Consider the following 18790-nt stretch of genomic DNA (forward strand, 5'->3'; position numbering starts at 1 on the left):
GCCGGCAACGACACAATCCGGCGATGCGCCCCGGCCAGATCATCGTCCTCGCGACCCCCGTCTTCCTGCTGCTCATCGCCATCGAGTTCGCGGTGGGACGCGTGCGCGCACGCCGCGGCACGGGGCAGGACACCTACCGGCTGGCCGACGCGGTGAACAGCATCGGCCTGGGCATGCTGAGCCAGATCAGCGCGGTGCTCACCGGGCTGCTCCGCATCGGCATCTACACGGCCGTGTATTCGGCGGTGGCGCTGTTCCCCCAGAAGGCGGCGCGCGAGTTCTGGACCGCCTGGTACGGCTGGCTGCTGGCGCTGGTGTTCTACGACTTCTGCTACTACTGGCTGCACCGCATGGGGCACGAATCGGCCGTGCTGTGGGCGGCGCACGTGGTGCACCACCAGAGCCAGCACTACAACCTGTCGACCGCGCTGCGGCAGACGTCGAGCGGCGCGCTGCTGGGCTGGATCTTCTATTTGCCGATGGCCGTTGCGGGCGTGCCGCCGCTGGTGTTCGGCGCAGTGGCGCTCGTCGACCTGCTCTACCAGTTCTGGGTGCACACCGAGCAGGTGGGCAAGCTCGGCTGGTTCGACCGCTGGTTCTGCTCGCCGTCGAACCACCGGGTGCACCACGCGGTGAACGACCACTACCTCGACCGCAACTACGGCGGCATCCTGATCGTGTGGGACCGCATGTTCGGCACCTTCCGGGAAGAAGACGAACGCTGCGTGTACGGCACGCGCGGCGAACTGCGCAGCTGGGACCCGCTGTGGGCCAACGCCGAGGTCTACTGGGGGCTGGCCAGGGATTCATGGCATGCGCGCAACTGGGCCGACAAGCTGCGCGTGTGGCTCAAGCCCCCCGGCTGGCGGCCGGCGGACGTGGCCGAGCGCTTTCCGAAGGCGGCGTTCGACATCGCGAAGGTGACGCGCTACGAGCCCGAGGTGAGCCGCAGCGTGCAATGGTTCGCCGGACTGCAGTTCGTGCTGCTGCTCGCGGGCGTCGCCACGTTCCTCTGGGTGTCGGACGACATGCCCTTGTCCCGGGCCGCCGTGTGGCTGGCCGCACTCACCGCCGCGCTGTGGGCCATCGGCGGTGCGCTGCAGGGACGGCTGTCGGTCACGGAGGTGCTGCTGGTCGAAGCGGCGGCATTGGCCACGGCGAGCGCGGCACTCGGCATCGGCTGGCTGCACCTGGTCTTCAAGCCGCTGGCGCTGGCCATCGCGGTCGTCTTCGCCGCGCGGCGTGCAATGGCGCGCGGCGAGGTGACGGCTTTCGACGGGCTGCTGCTGGCCGGGCTGGTGGCATCGCTCGCCGGCGACGTGCTGCTGATGGGTCCGCCCGGGCTGTTCGTGCCGGGCCTGGTGTGCTTCCTGCTGGCGCACCTGGCTTACATCGGATTGTTCTGTATCGGCGCCGGCCTGTTCCCGCGGCGCGGTGCGCTGGCGGCGACGCTGCTGGTCGGCGCCGGCATGTACGCGTTCCTGTGGCAGGGCGGCCTGCCCGTGGCCTTGCGGGTGCCGGTCGGGTTCTACGTGGTGGTGATCGCCTGCATGGCGGCGCAGGCCATCGGCCGCGCGGCCGTGCTGCGGCACCGGGACCCGGGCGCGATCTGGGTGGCGGCGGGTGCGTGCTTCTTCATGCTGAGCGATTCGCTGCTGGCGACCAACCGGTTCATGCTGCCACTGCCGCTGGCGTCGCTGTGGGTGCTGGGGACGTACTACGCGGCGCAGATGCTGATCGTGCGGCACGTGCGCCAGGTGGACTGAATCCGTCTTTCCCCCTCCCTCCCGAAGGGCCCGGAGGGAGAAAGGCTCAATCCACGCAGCGCTGGATCTCGACCGTCGAGTGACGGATCTCCTCGTGCATCGAGAAGCAGGCGCGAACCTCGTCGGCCGTCAGCGTGAGCGAGTGCGTCACCACCGTCAGCGCGCAGGCGTACGCGTCGCGCCCCACGCGCCACACGTGCAGGTCGGCCACGCGGGTTTCCGATGCGGCCAGCATCGTCTCGACGCCTTCGCGGATTTCCTCGGTGACGGGATGGTCCATCTCGCGGTCGAGCAGCACCTTGCCGGTTTCCTTCAGCAGGCCCTTGGCCCAGGCGGCGACCAGCACCGCGCCGACGATGCCCATCGCCGGGTCGAGCCAGGCCCAGCCGTAGAACCAGCCGCCCAGCAATGCGGCGATGGCGAGCACCGAGGTCGCGGCGTCGGCCACGACGTGGATGTAGGCCGAGCGCAGGTTCAGGTCGTGGCCTTCATGGGCATGGTCGTGTCCGCGGGAATGCCCGTGTCCATGGTCGTTCCCGTGGTCGTGCCCGTGATGGTGGTGCGCCCCGCCCAGCAGCCGCACGCACACCAGGTTGACCACGAGGCCCAGCACCGCCACCGAAATCGCTTCGGGGTAATGGATGGCCGAAGGCGACCACAGGCGTTCGAGCGAACCCACCACCATCAGCGCCGCCACGCCGAGCAGCAGCAGCGCGCTCGCGAAGCCGGCCAGCACCTCGATCTTCCAGGTGCCGAAGGCGAAGCGCGGGTCGCGTGCATAGCGGCGTGCGGCCGCATAGGCGAAGGCGCTCAGGCCGATCGCCAGTGCGTGCGAGCTCATGTGCCAGCCGTCGGCCAGCAGCGCCATCGAGTTGAACCACCAGCCGGCGCCGATTTCCACCACCATCATGGCGGCGGTGATCCACATCACGAGGCGCGTGCTGCGCTCGGCGGAAGCGTTGTCGGAGCCGAAGTGGTGGTCGTGCTTCCAGGCACTCAGGTCATGGGTGTGCATGGGTCGTCAGGCTCCGAAAAGGTCGGGGCTGTCGGCCCGGCCCGAAGGCGGCGCCACCCCCAGGTGACGGTAGGCGGCCAGCGTGGCGATGCGGCCGCGCGGCGTGCGCTGCAGGTAACCCTGCTGGATGAGATAGGGCTCGATCACGTCCTCGATGGTGTCGCGCTCCTCGCCGATGCTGGCCGCGACGTTGTCCAGCCCCACCGGGCCGCCGTCGAAGCGGTGCACCACGGCCTCGAGCAGCTTGCGGTCCATCAGGTCGAAGCCCTGCGGGTCGACGTCGAGCATGGCCAGCGCCTTGTGCGCGATGTCTTCGGTGATGCGGCCGTTGCCCTTCACGTCCGCATAGTCGCGCACGCGGCGCAGCAGCCGGTTGGCGATGCGCGGCGTGCCGCGCGAGCGGCGCGCGATCTCGAAGCCGCCGGCAGGATCGGTCTCGACCTTGAGCAGGCCGGCGCTGCGCCGCACGATGAGCGCGAGTTCGTCGGGCGTGTAGAACTCCAGCCGCGCGACGATGCCGAAGCGGTCGCGCAGCGGGTTGGTCAGCATGCCGGCACGGGTGGTGGCGCCCACCAGCGTGAAGGGCTGCAGGTCGAGCTTGATGCTGCGCGCCGCGGGGCCCTCGCCGATCATGATGTCGATCTGGTAGTCCTCCAGCGCGGGGTACAGGATTTCCTCGACGACCGGGCTGAGCCGGTGGATCTCGTCGATGAAGAGCACGTCGTTGGGCTCGAGGTTGGTCAGCAGCGCCGCGAGGTCCTTGGGCTTCTCGAGCACCGGGCCGGAGGTCTGGCGCAGGTTCACGCCGAGTTCGGCCGCGATGATGTGCGACAGCGTGGTCTTGCCCAGTCCGGGCGGCCCGAACAGCAGGACGTGGTCGAGGGCTTCCTTGCGCTTGCGCGCGGCGCCGATGAAGATCTCGAGTTGCTCGCGGACCTTGGCCTGCCCGACATACTCGTCGAGCAGCTTGGGACGCAGGGCCCGCTCGATGGCCTCTTCGTTGGGCGAGGCGGGGGCTGCGGACACCACGCGTTGGGGGGCGGGCGCGAAGTCGTCGGTCTGGATGGTCATTGCGAGGGGGTTCTTCGAAGGCGAGTTTAGTGCCTGCCACACTGGCAGAATGCTCCGGCCATATAACGAACGAGGGGAAGCCAGCACGTGTCGATCTACGAACTGAAGCCGCGTTTCCAGGCCCTGCTGCGGCCGCTGGTGGTCCGCCTGCACTCGATGGGCGTCACCGCCAACCAGGTGACGCTGGCAGCATGCGTCGTGTCGGTCGTGCTCGGGCTGTGGCTCTTCTTCTCGGCGCCCTCCCTTGCTGCCTTCGCGCTCATCCCGCTTTGGATGTTTTTGCGCATGGCCTTCAACGCCATCGACGGCATGCTGGCGCGCGAGCACCACCAGCAGAGCAGGCTGGGCGCCTTCCTCAACGAGCTGACCGACGTGGTCTCCGACGCCGCGCTGTACCTGCCCTTCGCGCTGGTGGCGCCGTTCGGCGGCTTCTGGGTCGGCACGGTGATCGTGCTGGCGGGCCTGAGCGAATTCGCCGGCGCGCTGGGACCCACGGTCGGCGCCTCGCGCCGGTACGACGGGCCGCTGGGCAAGAGCGACCGGGCCTTCGTGTTCGGCGCGCTGGGTCTCTACGTAGCGCTGGGCGGCCCGCTGCCGGGCTGGACAGCCTGGCTGATGCCGCTCGTGGCCGTGCTGGTGGCCTGGACCACGGTCAACCGCATCCGCCGGGCGCTGGCGGAAGCCGAGGCCGCGCCCGCCTCCCTCGCCTGACACCACAACAAGATTTCACAGGGATTCAATGACAGACATCATTTCGCGCAAGGCCGAAGAGCTCCATTTCCAGACGCACGACGGCGAGTCGCTGTTCTACCGCCGCTGGCCCGCCACGGGCGCGCAACGCCGCGGCGCCGTGCTTCTGTTCCATCGCGGCCATGAACACGGCGCGCGCATGGCCCACCTGGTCGACGAGCTGGACCTGCCCGACTTCGACTTCTACGCATGGGACGCTCGCGGCCACGGCCGCTCGCCCGGCCAGCGCGGCTACAGCCCGAGCTTCGGCACCTCGGTGCGCGACGTGCAGACCTTCGTGCAGCACATCGGCGCCGTCCACGGCGTGCCCGAGCAGGACATCCACGTGGTCGCGCAGAGCGTGGGCGCGGTGCTGATCGCCACCTGGGCCCACGACTACGCACCCAAGGTGCGCGGCCTCACGCTCGCCTCGCCGGCTTTCAAGGTGAAGCTGTACGTGCCGTTCGCGCGGCCCAGCCTGGCGCTCATGCACAAGCTGCGCGGGCTGTTCTTCGTCAACAGCTACGTGAAGGCGAAGTTCCTCACGCACGACCCCGAGCGCATCGCGAGCTACGAGAGCGATCCGCTCATCTCGCGGCCCATCGCGGTCAACATCCTGCTAGGGCTGTACGAGGCCGCCGACCGCGTGGTGGCCGACGCCAACGCGATCACGCTGCCGGTGCAGCTGCTCATCTCGGGCGCCGACTGGGTGGTACACCACAAGCCGCAGCACCGATTCTTCGAGCGGCTCGGCAGCGCGGTGAAGACCAGGACCGAACTGCCCGGCTTCTTCCACGACACGCTGGGCGAGAAGGACCGCGCACCGGCCGTGGCGCAGATCCGCGAGTTCATCCTGCAGCGCTTCGACGAGCCGGCGGTGCCGGTCGACCGCCGCGAGGCGCACCTGAGCGGCGACACGGCCGACGAGTCGCGCGCGCTGGCCGAGCCGCTCTCGCCGCTGTCGCCACGCGGTGCCTACTGGGCCATGACGCGCGCCGGGCTCAAGCTGGGCGGCACCATGTCCGAGGGCATCAAGCTGGGCCACGAGACCGGCTTCGACTCGGGCAGCACGCTGGACTACGTGTACCGCAACCATCCGGCGGGCAGCTCGGCCATCGGCCGCGCCATCGACAACACCTACCTGAACTCCATCGGCTGGCGCGGCATCCGCCAGCGCAAGATCCATGTCGAGGAGCTGCTGCGGATCGCGATGGAGCGGCTGGCCGAGATGCACCGCGAGGTGCGCGTGATGGACATCGCCGCCGGCCACGGCCGCTACGTGCTCGACGCGGTGCAGGCCAGCCCGGTGAAGGCCAGCTCGATCCTGCTGCGCGACTACAGCGACATCAACGTGCGCGACGGCCGCGCGCTCATCGCGGAAAAGGGCCTGGAAGACGTGGCGCAGTTCGTGCAGGCCGATGCCTTCGACCGCATCAGCCTCGCCAGCGTCGTGCCGCGGCCCACGCTGGCCGTGGTGTCGGGCCTGTACGAGCTGTTCCCCGACAACGAGATGGTGCGCCGCTCGCTCGCGGGCGTGGGCGACGCGGTGGAAGACCGCGGCTACCTGGTCTACACCGGCCAGCCGTGGCACCCGCAGCTCGAGATGATCGCGCGCGCACTCACCAGCCATCGCCAGGGCGAGGCCTGGGTGATGCGCCGCCGCACCCAGTACGAGATGGACCAGCTGGTCGAGGAAGCAGGCTTCCGCAAGATCGACCAGCGGGTGGACGAGTGGGGCATCTTCACGGTGTCGCTGGCGGTGCGCACCGAGCGATGACCGCCTGGCTGGCGCAACGGCCCTGGAAGCGTGCCGCCCTGTGGCTGGTGGTGCTGGGGCCGTTGTTCTATTCCACCTACGGCTTCGCCAACTGGTGGGCCACCACGCGCGCCCACGTGCCGTCGATGGCCTTCGGCTGGGAACGCCATGTGCCGTTCTGGCCGTGGACGATCTTTCCGTACTGGACGATCAACGTCTTCTACGCGCTGTCGCTGTTCCTGGCGCGCAGCAGGCACACGCTCGACCGGCACGCGCTGCGGCTCGTCACGGCCACGCTCGTCGCCTGCACCTGCTTCATCCTGTGGCCGCTGCACTTCAGCTTCGGCCAGCCCCCGGTCGATGGCGCGCCGGCCTTCCTGTTCAACGCGCTGCGCGGCTTCGACCAGCCGTTCAACCAGGCGCCTTCGCTGCACATCGCGCTGGCGGTGATCCTCTGGGACTGGTACCGGCAGTTCCTGCGCCCGCTGTGGGCGCGGCTGGTGCTGCATGTGTGGGCCTTCGCGATCTGCGCGTCGGTGCTGACGACGTGGCAGCACCACTTCATCGACATCCCGACCGGCGCGCTGCTGGGCATCTTCTGCGTCTGGCTGTGGCCGCTGGAACGCGTGGTGTCGATGCCGCGCGCCTGGCAGCGCACGCGCGACGCGCAACGCTGGAAGCTGGCCGGCTTCTATGCGGCGGGCGCAGCGCTGTGCCTCGCTGCCGCGCTGAGCGGTGGCGGCATCGTGTTGTGGCTGGCCTGGCCGGCCGCGGCACTGGCGCTGGTGGCGCTCAACTACGTCGGCTTCGGTGCGCGCGGCTTCCAGATGGACGGCCATGGCCGCATGGGCTGGGCGGCACGCTGGCTGTTCGCGCCCTACCGGCTCGGCGCGGCCGTCAATGCCTGGCTGTGGACGCGCAAGCTGCCGGCTTCCGTCGAGGTGGCGCCCGGCCTGCGCCTGGGTCGCCGACCGACGCGCGCCGAATGGCTTGCCGCCGGAAAACCCCGGCTCGTGAGCCTGTGCGCCGAGCTGCAGCTGCCGGCCGGCGTGACGCACGCGCGCTGCGTGCCGATGCTCGACCTGACGGTGCCGCCCACCGTGCGGCTGCAGCGCGCGGCGGCGGTGATCGAAGGCCGGCGGCACAGCGCGGAAGGCGCTACCGTGTGGGTCTGCTGCGCGCTCGGCTTCTCGCGCAGCGCGGCGGCGTCCATCGCCTGGCTGGGCCGCTACGGCGCGGCTGGCGGCATCGCGCAGGCCGAGGCCGCGGTGCGCCGTGCCCGGCCGCAGATCGTGCTGCGCGGCGCATGGCTGGCGTCGCTGGAACCCCTGAAGCCTCTTTCGAAGCTGCCGGAGGTACACCGCCATGACTGACACCGAACGCACCACCTGCACCGCGCTGGCCGGCCTGCTGCGCGCCGCCGCGCTGCTGGCCCTGTGGGGCTTCGCGCTGACCTGCATCGCCGCGCTGGTGCTTGCACTCACGTTGCGATCGCTCTCCACCACGCCCACCATGGCCTTCGGCGCGGTGGTGATCCTGGGCGCGCTGGAGCGCTACTTCGCATTCCGGCTGCGCTTCGACGAGTCGCTGTTCGACGGCCTCGCGCGCGGCACCGTGACCTCGCTCGACGCGCTCGACAAGGCGCTGTCTTCGCTCGGCCTGCGCGACGCCCCGCCGCAACACCAGGCCACGCGCGCGCTCGACGACCGCGTGCAGGGCACCCGCCAGCTCATGCAGCGCCACGCCATCGTGGTCGCCTGCCAGAGCGCCATGTTCCTCCTCGCCTTGATGACCCAGGACTTGTCATGACTCTCCCCCAGGCCTGCCCACCGCATGTGGCCACCCCTCCCTTCGCCGGACGCACCGGCAGGCCGGCGAAGCCGGTTGCGCAGTGCGCACCGAAACAGGCGCACGCCACGGAGGCGACGCTTTGAGCGACACGACGGACAAACCCGAAAGCACCGTGCTGCGGCGCGGCCTCGCCATCGTGGCGGGCAAGCTCATCATCGGCGCAGCCAGTCTCCTGACCGGCGTGCGCGCCATCTGGTCGGGCACCACGCCGAAGGCCGAGCAGACGCTGTACTTCGCCAACCACACCAGCCACGGCGACTTCGTGCTGCTGTGGGCCACGCTGCCGCCCGACCTGCGCGCGCTCACGCGGCCGGTGGCCGGGCAGGACTACTGGGAAGCCTCGAAGCTGCGCAGCTTCATCGGCCACGACGTGTTCAATGCGCTGATGATCCGGCGCGACGGCTCGGGCCAGGGCGGCAACCCGGTCGACCAGATGAAGGAGGCGCTGGAAGGCGGCGATTCGCTCATCATGTTCCCCGAGGGCACGCGCAACATCGGCGACGACATCCTGCTGCCGCTGAAGAGCGGGCTGTTCCACCTGGCGCGCGCCTGCCCGCACGTGCGGCTGGTGCCGGTGTGGATCGAGAACCTCAAGCGGGTGCTGCCCAAGGGCGTGCTGGTGCCGATCCCGCTGGCCTGCACGGTGCGTTTCGGCACGCCGCTCGTTCTCGCCGAGGGGGAGGACAAGGTGTCGTTCCTCGCCCGCGCGCGCGCGGCCATGCTGGACCTGCGGCCCGAGTACGACCGGGTATGAGGTCCACCCCCAGGCTGCGCGCACTGCGTGTCGCTTCTCCACTCCCCTTGCAGGGGGCAACACCAGCAGCCCGGCAAATCCGGTTCCGCGGTGTTCCGCAAACAATTCCAACAAGAAGCTGACATGGAACTATCTCCCTTCGCCTGGACCACCTTCAAGCTGTTCGGCGGCGTCTTCGGCGTGCTCGTGCTGGCATCGGCCATCGGCGCGCTGCTGAAGTGGCGCGTGGCGCACGGCCAGCCCCACTCGGTGATCGACAACCTCAACTCGCGTGTCAATGCCTGGTGGGTGATGGTGGCGGTCATCGGCATCGCCTTCGCCTTCGGCAAGGGCGGCGTGATCGTGCTGTTCTACCTGATCTCGTTCTATGCGCTGCGCGAGTTCATCAGCCTGGCCTACACGCGCCGCGGCGACCACGGCGCGATCGCGCTGGCCTTCTTCGTGGCACTGCCCGGGCAGTACTTCCTGATCTGGATCGAGTGGTACGGGCTGTATTCCATCTACATCCCTGTGTATGCCTTCCTGATCCTGCCGATCCTGGCGGCCGTGGGCGGCGACACGCAGCGCTTTCTGGAGCGCACCTCCAAGATCCAGTGGGGCCTGATGGTGTGCGTGTTCTGCATCAGCCACGTGCCGGCGCTGCTCACGCTGCAGATCCCGGGTTTCGAGGGCCGCAACCTGCTGCTGATCGCGTTCCTGGTGATCGTGGTGCAGGGCAGCGATGTGCTGCAGTACGTGTGGGGCAAGCTGTTCGGCAAGCGCAAGGTGGCGCCCGAGCTGTCGCCCTCCAAGACCTGGGAAGGCCTGATCGGCGGCGTGGCCAGCGCCACCGCGCTGGGCGCCGCGCTGTACTGGGCCACGCCCTTCAATCCCTGGCAGGCGGCCCTGATGTCGCTCACCATCTGCCTGATGGGCTTCTTCGGCGGACTGGTCATGTCCGCCATCAAGCGCGACCGCGGCGTGAAGGACTGGGGTTCGATGATCGAGGGCCACGGCGGCATGCTCGACCGGCTCGACTCGGTGATCTTCGCGGCGCCCATCTACTTCCACGCGCTGCGCTATTGGTGGGTGCCGTGAGCCAGGCAGAAGAGCGCGTCGTGCACGACACGCCCGTCGAGTGCACCAACGCGGACTCGTGGGCACGCTGGCTCAAGCGCCACCACGCCAGCGCCGCCGGCGTGTGGCTTCGCATCGCGAAGAAGGACAGCGGCATCGCCTCCATCGACTACGCCGGGGCTCTCGAAGAAGCGCTGTGCTGGGGCTGGATCGACGGCCAGCGCAGGAGCGACGACGCGCAGTATTTCCAGCAGCGCTTCACGCCGCGCACCAGGCGCAGCATCTGGTCGCAGATCAACCGCGCCAAGGTGCTGAAGCTCATCGAGGAAGGCCGCATGCAACCGGCCGGCCATGCCGAGATCGAACGCGCGAAGGCCGACGGTCGCTGGGACGCGGCCTACGAGGGCGTCGCCGCAGCCACCGTGCCGCCCGACCTGCAGGCCGCGCTCCACGCCAACAAGAAGGCCGCGAAGTTCTTCGCCACGCTCGACTCGCGCAACCGCTTCGCGATTCTGTTCCGCACGCAGAGCGCGAAGAAGCCCGAGACCCGCGCGCGCCGCATCGCGCAGTTCGTCGAGATGCTGGTCAAGGGAGAGAAGATCCATCCCTGAAGCCGCCGCTGCGATGCGGGAAGACGTCAGGCGGGGGGCTTTTCCTGCAACGCGTGCTCGCCGGGATTCCACGGGCCCATGGCCACCCCGGCGTTCCACAGCGCGAGTGCGCCCGGCAGCAAGGGGCGACCGCCGATCTTCGCCACGCTCCGCTTGCGGATCTCGCGGTTCAGCCGCGACGAGAACGCAGTGATCCTGGCGAAGTCCCAGGCGTCGACATCGCCCATTTCTGGCAAGGTGGCCGACCATGCCTGCGCCCGCTTCGGGGAGTTGTGGTTGGTGTGCGAATTCTCGAGGCGCGTCCTGCCTTCGGGCAGCGCGCCCAGATAGAGCTGCACGAGGCCCCAGCCGTCGGCGTTGTAGCGAAAGGTGGCGCCGTCGCAGGCCTCCGGGTCGAGTGACACGCGCCGCGGCACGAACGGCGGACCCGCCCCCTGCACGTAGAGCTGCAGGTGAACGGCATTCCGCTTCCCGCCATGGGGGTAGCGCCGCTCGAACTGGGCGAGCACCTCGGTGGCCGAATGGAAGCGCCTGAGCGGCTGCCCGAAGTCGGAGGCCAGTTCGTGGATCTCGCAGGTGCCCTCGGCCAGCAGCCACGCGAGCAGGCCTTCATGGTCCTCGGGCGTGGCGTAGAAGTCGCAGTTCGGCATGTCCGCGCGGCCCTTTCCGTCTCTGCGTTCTTGTTACTTGGCCAGCGACTTCAGCGCCATCTTGATGCCCTCGCTCACTGTCGCGTCCTTGGGCAGCGCCTTGAGCGCGAGCGCGGCTTCCTTGTCGCTGTAACCCAGCGCGACCAGCGCCTGCAGGATGTCGGCCTGCGCGTCGGAGGCGGCGTGCGCCGGCAGGCCGATGTCGGCGCCGAGCTTGCCCTTGAGCTCCAGCAGCAGCCGTTCGGCCGTCTTCTTGCCGATGCCGGGAATCTTCACGAGCCGGCCCAGCTCCTGCGTCGTGATCGCCTGCGAGAGCTCGCCCACACTCATGCCCGACAGCAGGCCCAGCGCGGTGCGCGGGCCCACGCCGGTGATCTTGATGAGCTGGCGGAAAGCCGCGCGCTCCTCGGCGGTGCCGAAGCCGTAGAGAATCTGTGCGTCCTCGCGCACGACGAAGTGCGTGAGCAGCGAAACCTTGGTGCCGACGTTCGGCAGGTTGTAGAACGTGCTCATCGGCACGTCGACCTCGTAGCCGACGCCGTTGCAGTCCACGACCACCTGCGGCGGATTGCGCTCCGCGAGGATGCCGGTCAGTTTGCCTATCATGGGTGCCCTTTTTCCTTGAAATGTCCGGCGTGATTCTGCGACACACCTTCACCCCACTGAACAACTCGCGCCTCGGCCACCTGTGCGGCCCGCTGGACGCCCACCTGCGCCGCATCGAGGAAGCCCTGGGCGTGAAGATCGCCCACCGCCACGAACAGTTCAAGGTCGACGGCCCCAAAGGCACGGCGCAGCGCGCCATGGACGTGCTGCAGGCGCTCTACGAGATCGCGCAGCGCCCGATCGACGCGGCCGTCGTGCAGCTCACGCTGGCTGGCGACGGTTCGATGCTCGACGGCGACGAGGACGCGGCGATGCTGGTCACGCGCCGCGCCGACCTGCGCGCGCGCACGCCCACGCAGGCCACCTACCTGGACAACATCGCCAAGCACGACATCACCTTCGGCATCGGCCCGGCCGGCACCGGCAAGACCTACCTGGCGGTGGCCTGCGCGGTCGATGCGCTGGAGCGCGCCGCGGTGCAGCGCATCGTGCTGACGCGGCCGGCCGTTGAAGCGGGCGAGCGGCTGGGCTTCCTGCCCGGCGACCTGACGCAGAAGGTCGACCCGTACCTGCGCCCGCTGTACGACGCGCTCTACGACCTGATGGGCTTCGAGAAGGTGCAGAAGGCCTTCGAGCGCAACGCACTGGAAATCGCGCCGCTGGCATTCATGCGCGGGCGCACCCTGAACAACGCCTTCGTGATCCTCGACGAGGCCCAGAACACCACGCCCGAGCAGATGAAGATGTTCCTCACGCGCATCGGCTTCGGTGCGCGCGCTGTGGTCACGGGCGACGTGAGCCAGATCGACCTGCCGAAGAACCAGCTGAGCGGCCTCATCGACGCCGAGCGGGTGCTCAAGCGGGTGAACGGCATCGCCATGACGCACTTCACGAGTGCCGACGTGGTGCGCCACCCGCTGGTGGCGAAGATCGTCGACGCCTACGACGGGCAGCGCAAGCGCGCGGGGGGCCACTGACATGGCCGCATCCCGGCTTCCGGCGCTGTCGCTCTCGCTGCAGTTCGGCCGCTTCAAGGGCGTGGAGCGCCATCGCGCCGCCCTGCCCCGCCACAGCGTGACGCGCTGGATCCGCCACGCGCTGGACATCGACGGCGAGATCACCGTGCGAATCGTCGACGCCGAGGAAGGCCAACGCCTCAACCGCGAATTCCGCGGCAAGGACTACGCGACCAACGTGCTGACCTTCGACTATGCGCAATCCCCGGTGGCCATGGCCGACCTGGTGCTGTGCGCCCCGGTGGTGGCACGCGAGGCGAAGGAGAACCGCAAGACGCTGGCGGACCACTACGCCCACCTGCTCGTGCACGGCACGCTCCATGCACAGGGCTGGGACCACGAGACCAGCGAGGCCGACGCCGACGAAATGGAGGCCTACGAGATCGAGATCCTCGCGGAGATGGGCATCCGCAGCCCCTACGGCAAGTAGCGCGCGCCGCGGCGGCTACGCCGTCATCTGCAGCGGGATCGTGACCGGCCCGTCGTTCAGCAGGTGCACCTTCATGTCAGCGCCGAACTCGCCCGTGGCCACCACGGGGTGTGCGGCGCGTGCCTGCGCCACGAAGTATTCGTAGAGGCGCCGGCCCTCGTCGGGCGGCGCGGCCTGGGTGAAGCTCGGGCGGTTGCCGCCGCTCACGTCGGCCGCCAGCGTGAACTGGCTCACCACCAGCAGGCCGCCACCGATGTCCTGCACGCTGCGGTTCATCTTGCCGGCGTCGTCGGAAAAGATGCGCAGCTTGAGGATCTTGGCGAGCATGCGGTCGGCCAGCGCGTCGACGTCGCCGCGCTCGGCGCACAGGAGCACCAGCAGGCCTGCATCGATGGCGCCGACGGTGCGCCCGGAAATGTCGACGCGCGCATGCGCCACGCGTTGGAGTACGGCTTTCATAGGGGTTGGTGTTCGCCGGCCTGAGTGGCGCGGGCTTCCATGGTGAGAGGCAGCAGCTGGATGGTGACGCGCAGGCCGGGCACGGCGTTCATGAGCGACTTCTCGAGGTCGTCGCGCATGTCGGCGGCATGCTGCAGCGTCCACTCGCCGGGCACGTGCATGTGCAGGTCGGCGAAACGGCGCTGGCCGGCGCTGCGGGTCACCATGTCGTCGAAGCGCAGTTGCCGGCCCTCGGGCATGCGCGCGGCGAAGGCGTCGATGGTGGCGCGCACGGTGGCAAGGGTCTGCGGGTCGACCGCTTCATCCATCAGTCCCTGCGACGAACGCCACACCAGCTTGACGCCCTCGCGCACGATGTTGAGCGCCACGCCGATGGCCAGCAGCGGGTCGAGCCAGAGCCAGCCGCTCAGTTGCACGCCGACGATGCCTACGACGACGGCGGCTGAGGTCCAGACGTCCGTCATGAGGTGGCGCCCATCGGCCTCCAGCGCGATCGACCGGTGCACGCGCGCCGCTCGGAAGAGCAGGAACGCCAGGCCGGCGTTGAAGCCCGAGCTCACCACCGACAGCGTCAGCCCCCAGCCCAACTGCTCGAGCGGCTGCGGCGACAGCAGGCGGTGCACCGAGACCCAGAGGATGGCGACGGCGGCGCCGACGATCAGGATGCCTTCGAAGCCGGAGGAGAAATACTCGGCCTTGTGGTGGCCATAGGGATGGTCGTCGTCGGCTGGGCGCTCGGCGATGGTCACCATCGCCAGTGCGAACATCGCGCTGGCAAGATTGACGAAGGACTCCATGGCGTCCGAGATCAGGCCCATCGAATGGGTCAAATAGCCGGCATAGCCCTTGAGCAGGATGGTGATGAGCGCAACCGCGACGGAGACACGAAGCAGCGTCTTGGGGGTGAACGTCATGCGAAATCGGTCCAATATCGGGCGCATGCCCACGCTAAAGGCGGTAAAAGGCCGCAGGAATTGACTGAATTATCAGCTGCGTGTCCACATGTAACGCCTTTGGATTAGCATTTTTGACTATTCCAGAACATTCTTAGCGCACAGTCCCATCGGATGATGAACAAACTATCGACCGCCTTCTACGGCCTCGCCATTGTGGGCTCGGCCACGCTGGCGCAAGCCCAGACCCCGACCACTGCAGTCCCGGCGCCGTCCACGCCCCCCGCGGCTGTGATGCCCGCCGCGGCTGCGCCGGCAACCTCGGCCAAGCCTGATCTCCAGGCCGGCTTCGTGAAGGCGGTGCGCGGCAATGTGCAATTGCTCAACGGCTCGGGCGCCACGCGCACTGCGAGCCCCGGCGACGCACTCGGCGCCGTCGACCGCATCGTGACCGGCCCCGACTCGTCGGCCTCCGTCGTGCTGCGCGACGACACCACGCTGGTGGTCGGTCCGTCGTCGCGGCTGGACCTGAAGGAATTCCACTTCGATGGCACGACGCACGAAGGCGGCATGCTGGTGTCGCTGCTGCGCGGCTCGATGCGCATGATCACCGGCCTCATCGGCAAGACGAACCCGGACGCAGTGCGGGTCGAAACGCAGACCGCGACCATCGGCATTCGCGGTACCGACTTCATCGTGCAAGCGGACGGCCAGCCATGAAGACCACATCCCGCATCGGTTCCCTCCTGGCTGCAGCGCTCATGGCCGCCCTGCTTGCGGCCTGCTCCACGCCCGGCACACGGGTGGTGCTGTTGCCGCAGGCCGACGGCAAACCATCGGCCGTGGTGGTTCGCGCCAAGGACGGCGAAGAGGTGCTGTCGCAGCCCTACCAGCGAGCCACGGCTCCGGTGGGTGCGCGCGGCGCCCCGGTGGTCGACCAGGCCGATCCGGCCAAGGTGCAGGCCGAGAACAAGCCGCTGTTCGACATGCGTCCGCCGCCGCCCCAGCGATACACGGTGTATTTCGAACTCGGCGGCACCACACTCACGCCGGCGTCGCAGCAGATCATGAACGAGGCGCTGGCGACCGCCCTGGCGCGCAGCGGCAGCGACATCGTGGTGACCGGCCACACCGACACCAAGGGCAACGGCGAACAGAACGACCAGTTGTCGCGACGCCGCGCGCAGGAAGTCGCGCAACTCTTCGTGGAGCGCCAGTTCCCGGCCAGGCGGATCGAGGCCGTGGGCCGCGGCGAGCGCGAACTGGCCGTGCCGACGGCCGACGAAGTCGACGAGCCGCGCAACCGGCGCGTGACCATCGAGGTTCGCTGACCGGGCGCCCGGCCAGCCGGCCGGGTCGTCAGCTCAGCGTGACGCGCGCGAACTTGCGCTTGCCGACCTGCACCACGTAGCTGCCTGCGGGCAGCTTCAGCGCCTTGTCGCTGACCACGGCCGAATCCACGCGCACGCCACCGCCGTCGATCAGGCGGTTGCCTTCACCCGACGACGACGCCAGGTTGGCCTGCTTGAGCAATTGACCGATACCCAGCGGCGCACCCGACAGCGACACCTCGGGAATCTCGTCCGGCACGCCGCCCTTGCTGCGATTGATGAAATCCAGCTCGGCGGCATCCGCCGCTGCCGCGCTGTGGAAGCGGGCGGTGATTTCCTTGGCCAGTGCGACTTTCGCGTCCTTCGGGTTGCGGCCGCCGGCGATCTCGGCCTTCAGCGCCGCGATCTGCTCCAGCGACTGGAAGCTCAGCAGCGTGTACCAGCGCCACATCAGGTCGTCGGAGATCGACAGCACCTTGGCGAACATGGAGTTGGCGTCTTCGCTGATGCCGATGTAGTTGTTCTTGCTCTTCGACATCTTCTCGACGCCGTCAAGACCTTCCAGCAGCGGCATAGTGAGGATGCACTGCGGCTCCTGGCCATATTCCTGCTGAAGATGCCGGCCGACGAGCAGGTTGAACTTCTGGTCGGTCCCGCCCAGCTCGAGGTCGCTCTTGAGCGCCACCGAGTCGTAGCCCTGCATCAGCGGATACAGGAACTCATGCACCGAAATCGACTGCCCCGCCTTGAATCGCTTGGTGAAGTCGTCGCGCTCCATCATGCGGGCCACCGTGTACTTGGCAGCCAGCTGGATCATGCCGCGTGCGCCCAGCGGGTCACTCCACTCGGAGTTGTAGCGGATTTCGGTCTTCTCGGGGTCCAGCACCAGGCTGGCCTGCTTGTAGTAGGTCTGGGCGTTGGCCTCGATCTGCTCGCGGGTCAGCGGCGGGCGGGTGCTGTTGCGGCCCGACGGGTCGCCGATGGTGGTGGTGAAGTCGCCTATCAGAAAAATCACCCGATGGCCCAGATCTTGCAGCTGGCGCATCTTGTTGAGCACCACGGTGTGACCGATGTGGATGTCAGGTGCTGTCGGATCCAGGCCCAGCTTGATGCGAAGGGGCGTGCCCGTGGCCTCCGAACGCTGCAACTTGCGGACCCATTCGTCCTTCGGCAGCAGTTCGTCAGCACCTCTGAGGGAGATTTCGAGCGCGCGTCCTACACTATTCGAGACGGCCGTGGATGTAACAGATTCGGCGTTCATGGGCTTTTTTGGCTGAGATTTTGGGTGCCGAAGCTATACTCAGCCCGACTTTTCAAGCGCCGAATTCTAAGCGGCGCTTCTTCCGCACCGTCTGCTGCCGCCCCGAACGCACTGGGCCTTGCAGCAACGGATTTGCAGAACCTGAGCTGGAATTCATAGTTTGATCAACGGCATTCTTGCCGCCGAGGAGCTACTCGCTTCTCGCGTGGCCTATACCTTCCGGACCTATCCCAAGCAGATCACGGCAGTCATCGCCGCGACACTGTTGAGCGCCGGCACCCTCGCGGTGGCCTCGCTGGGTCCGGATGCATCCGACCTCCCGGTCCATCAGATCCTCGAAGCGACGGCACCCGTGTCGTTCGCCGACCAGAGCCAGTCGCTCGAGAACTTCAGCTTCACGCTGTTCCGCACCGACATCACGCGCTCCAGCGACACCGCCGAGGCCCTCCTGAAGCGCCTCGGCATCACCGACCCGGCCGCCACAGCCTTCGTGCGCAGCAATGCGGAAGCGCGCAACGCCCTCTTCTCCCGCGCCGGCCGCACCGTCACCGCCGAAGCCACGCAGGAAAACCAGCTCAAGAAGCTCAGCGCCCGCTGGATTCCCGACGGAGACGGCGGCTTCAAGCGTTTCGTCATCGAGCGCACGGCCACCGGCTTTGCCGGCGCGACCGAGCGCGACGCGCTGACGCCGGGCACGCGCCTGGCGAGCGGCACCATCCGCACCTCGCTGTTCGCCGCCACCGACGACTCGCGGATCCCCGACGCGGTGGCCAGCCAGCTGGCCGACATCTTCGCGGGCGACGTCGACGTTCGCGCCCTGCGCAAGGGCGACCGCTTCGCCGTGGTCTACGAAACCTTCGAAGCAGACGGACAGGCGCTGCGCAGTGGCCGCGTGCTCTCGGCCGAGTTCGAGAACAACGGCCGCATCCATCAGGCCGTCTGGTTCCAGCCTCCGGGCGCGGGCCAGAAGGGAAGCTACTACCGCCCGAACGGCGACAGCCTGCGCAAGGCCTACCTGGCTACGCCGGTCGAGTTCTCGCGCGTGTCCAGCGGCTTCGCGATGCGCATGCATCCGATCCTGAACAGCTGGCGCCAGCACAACGGCATCGACTACGCAGCCCCCACCGGCACGTCGGTGCGATCGGTCGGCGACGGCACGGTCGATTTCGCCGGTACGCAGAACGGCTACGGCAACATCATCATCATCAACCACCGCAACAACCAGCAGACGGCGTATGCGCACCTGAGCCGCATCGACGTCAAGGCCGGCCAGAGCATCAGCCAGGGCCAGGCCATCGGCGCGGTGGGCTCCACCGGCTGGGCGACCGGCCCTCACCTGCACTTCGAGTTCCGCGTGGGCGGCGTCTACCAGGATCCGGCCTCCATCGCGCAGGAAGGTGGCGCCCCGATCACGGCGGCCCTTCGTCCTGCGTTCGAACGCATCGCCGTCGGCGCGCGCACCGAACTGGCGGCCGCGTTCTCGGTCGTCCAGGCCAGCGCTGACTGAGTTCGCGCGGCCCGTTCCCCCGACCTGA

The 18790-nt window shown here is 68.5% G+C and carries 20 protein-coding genes; 13 read left to right on the plus strand and 7 right to left on the minus strand.

The window, feature by feature from the left end:
* Positions 1-23: 23 nt before the first annotated feature.
* A complete protein-coding gene (locus tag AACL56_RS25235) occupies positions 24-1766 on the plus strand; it encodes a lysoplasmalogenase family protein (protein WP_339092529.1) in 1743 nt (580 codons plus the stop codon).
* Between the two features lie 46 nt (positions 1767-1812).
* On the opposite strand, the gene dmeF is transcribed toward AACL56_RS25235, so the two are convergent.
* Both dmeF and ruvB read right to left on the minus strand, forming a co-directional pair.
* Entirely contained in the window at positions 1813-2781 is a 969-nt protein-coding gene (gene dmeF / locus AACL56_RS25240) for a CDF family Co(II)/Ni(II) efflux transporter DmeF (protein WP_339092530.1), read from the minus strand.
* Between the two features lie 6 nt (positions 2782-2787).
* Entirely contained in the window at positions 2788-3852 is a 1065-nt protein-coding gene (gene ruvB / locus AACL56_RS25245) for a Holliday junction branch migration DNA helicase RuvB (protein WP_339092531.1), read from the minus strand.
* A gap of 87 nt (positions 3853-3939) precedes the next feature.
* On the opposite strand from ruvB, the gene AACL56_RS25250 reads away from it, so the two are divergent.
* From AACL56_RS25250 to AACL56_RS25280, 7 genes are all read left to right on the plus strand, one after another.
* Positions 3940-4563, plus strand: a complete 624-nt coding sequence (locus tag AACL56_RS25250; protein WP_339092532.1) for a CDP-alcohol phosphatidyltransferase family protein — start codon at positions 3940-3942, stop codon at positions 4561-4563.
* A gap of 28 nt (positions 4564-4591) precedes the next feature.
* On the plus strand, positions 4592-6358 hold the full coding sequence (locus tag AACL56_RS25255) for a bifunctional alpha/beta hydrolase/class I SAM-dependent methyltransferase (RefSeq protein ID WP_339092533.1): 1767 nt from the start codon (positions 4592-4594) through the stop codon (positions 6356-6358).
* Positions 6355-7710 (plus strand): phosphatase PAP2/dual specificity phosphatase family protein, encoded by a 1356-nt coding sequence (locus AACL56_RS25260; protein ID WP_339092534.1) that lies wholly within the window; start codon positions 6355-6357, stop codon positions 7708-7710. Before AACL56_RS25255 ends, AACL56_RS25260 begins: the two co-directional genes overlap by 4 nt.
* Positions 7703-8146, plus strand: a complete 444-nt coding sequence (locus AACL56_RS25265) for a hypothetical protein (RefSeq protein WP_339092535.1) — start codon at positions 7703-7705, stop codon at positions 8144-8146. The genes AACL56_RS25260 and AACL56_RS25265 overlap by 8 nt, the downstream gene beginning before the upstream one ends.
* 121 nt (positions 8147-8267) lie before the next feature.
* Positions 8268-8942 (plus strand): lysophospholipid acyltransferase family protein, encoded by a 675-nt coding sequence (locus AACL56_RS25270; protein WP_339092536.1) that lies wholly within the window; start codon positions 8268-8270, stop codon positions 8940-8942.
* Between the two features lie 123 nt (positions 8943-9065).
* Entirely contained in the window at positions 9066-10019 is a 954-nt protein-coding gene (locus tag AACL56_RS25275; protein ID WP_339092537.1) for a phosphatidate cytidylyltransferase, read from the plus strand.
* Positions 10016-10609, plus strand: a complete 594-nt coding sequence (locus AACL56_RS25280) for a YdeI/OmpD-associated family protein (protein ID WP_339092538.1) — start codon at positions 10016-10018, stop codon at positions 10607-10609. The genes AACL56_RS25275 and AACL56_RS25280 overlap by 4 nt, the downstream gene beginning before the upstream one ends.
* Before the next feature lie 26 nt (positions 10610-10635).
* Here AACL56_RS25280 and AACL56_RS25285 read toward each other — a convergent pair whose 3' ends face one another.
* Complete coding sequence (locus tag AACL56_RS25285) at positions 10636-11259, minus strand: hypothetical protein (protein WP_339092539.1); 624 nt, start codon at positions 11257-11259, stop codon at positions 10636-10638.
* Positions 11260-11292: 33 nt separating this feature from the next.
* Positions 11293-11865: a Holliday junction branch migration protein RuvA gene (gene ruvA, locus AACL56_RS25290; protein ID WP_339092540.1), complete on the minus strand. Its 573-nt coding sequence runs from the start codon at positions 11863-11865 to the stop codon at positions 11293-11295.
* Positions 11866-11885: 20 nt separating this feature from the next.
* Between ruvA and AACL56_RS25295 the strand changes: the two genes are divergently transcribed.
* Together AACL56_RS25295 and ybeY are read left to right on the plus strand one after the other, a co-directional pair.
* A complete protein-coding gene (locus AACL56_RS25295; RefSeq protein ID WP_339092541.1) occupies positions 11886-12842 on the plus strand; it encodes a PhoH family protein in 957 nt (318 codons plus the stop codon).
* Between the two features lies 1 nt (position 12843).
* Positions 12844-13311: an rRNA maturation RNase YbeY gene (gene ybeY, locus AACL56_RS25300; protein WP_339092542.1), complete on the plus strand. Its 468-nt coding sequence runs from the start codon at positions 12844-12846 to the stop codon at positions 13309-13311.
* A 15-nt stretch (positions 13312-13326) separates the two neighbouring features.
* On the opposite strand, the gene dtd is transcribed toward ybeY, so the two are convergent.
* Positions 13327-13770, minus strand: coding sequence for a D-aminoacyl-tRNA deacylase (gene dtd, locus AACL56_RS25305; protein WP_339092543.1), 444 nt, complete (start codon positions 13768-13770; stop codon positions 13327-13329).
* A complete protein-coding gene (locus AACL56_RS25310) occupies positions 13767-14684 on the minus strand; it encodes a cation diffusion facilitator family transporter (protein ID WP_339092544.1) in 918 nt (305 codons plus the stop codon). Before AACL56_RS25310 ends, dtd begins: the two co-directional genes overlap by 4 nt.
* Before the next feature lie 156 nt (positions 14685-14840).
* On the opposite strand from AACL56_RS25310, the gene AACL56_RS25315 reads away from it, so the two are divergent.
* The gene (locus tag AACL56_RS25315; protein WP_339092545.1) at positions 14841-15383 is read left to right on the plus strand and encodes a FecR family protein; all 543 of its coding nucleotides are present in this window, start codon (positions 14841-14843) and stop codon (positions 15381-15383) included.
* Entirely contained in the window at positions 15380-15994 is a 615-nt protein-coding gene (locus tag AACL56_RS25320; protein WP_339092547.1) for an OmpA family protein, read from the plus strand. The genes AACL56_RS25315 and AACL56_RS25320 overlap by 4 nt, the downstream gene beginning before the upstream one ends.
* 28 nt (positions 15995-16022) lie before the next feature.
* Here the strand turns inward: AACL56_RS25320 and tyrS are convergent, their stop codons facing one another.
* Entirely contained in the window at positions 16023-17255 is a 1233-nt protein-coding gene (gene tyrS, locus AACL56_RS25325) for a tyrosine--tRNA ligase (protein WP_339092548.1), read from the minus strand.
* Positions 17256-17415: 160 nt separating this feature from the next.
* Here tyrS and AACL56_RS25330 point away from each other — a divergent pair, with 160 nt between their 5' ends.
* On the plus strand, positions 17416-18762 hold the full coding sequence (locus AACL56_RS25330) for a M23 family metallopeptidase (RefSeq protein WP_339092549.1): 1347 nt from the start codon (positions 17416-17418) through the stop codon (positions 18760-18762).
* Positions 18763-18790: the final 28 nt, after the last annotated feature.

The sequence above is a fragment of the Variovorax paradoxus genome (assembly GCF_902712855.1).
Taxonomy (GTDB): Bacteria; Pseudomonadota; Gammaproteobacteria; order Burkholderiales; family Burkholderiaceae_C; genus Variovorax; species Variovorax paradoxus_Q.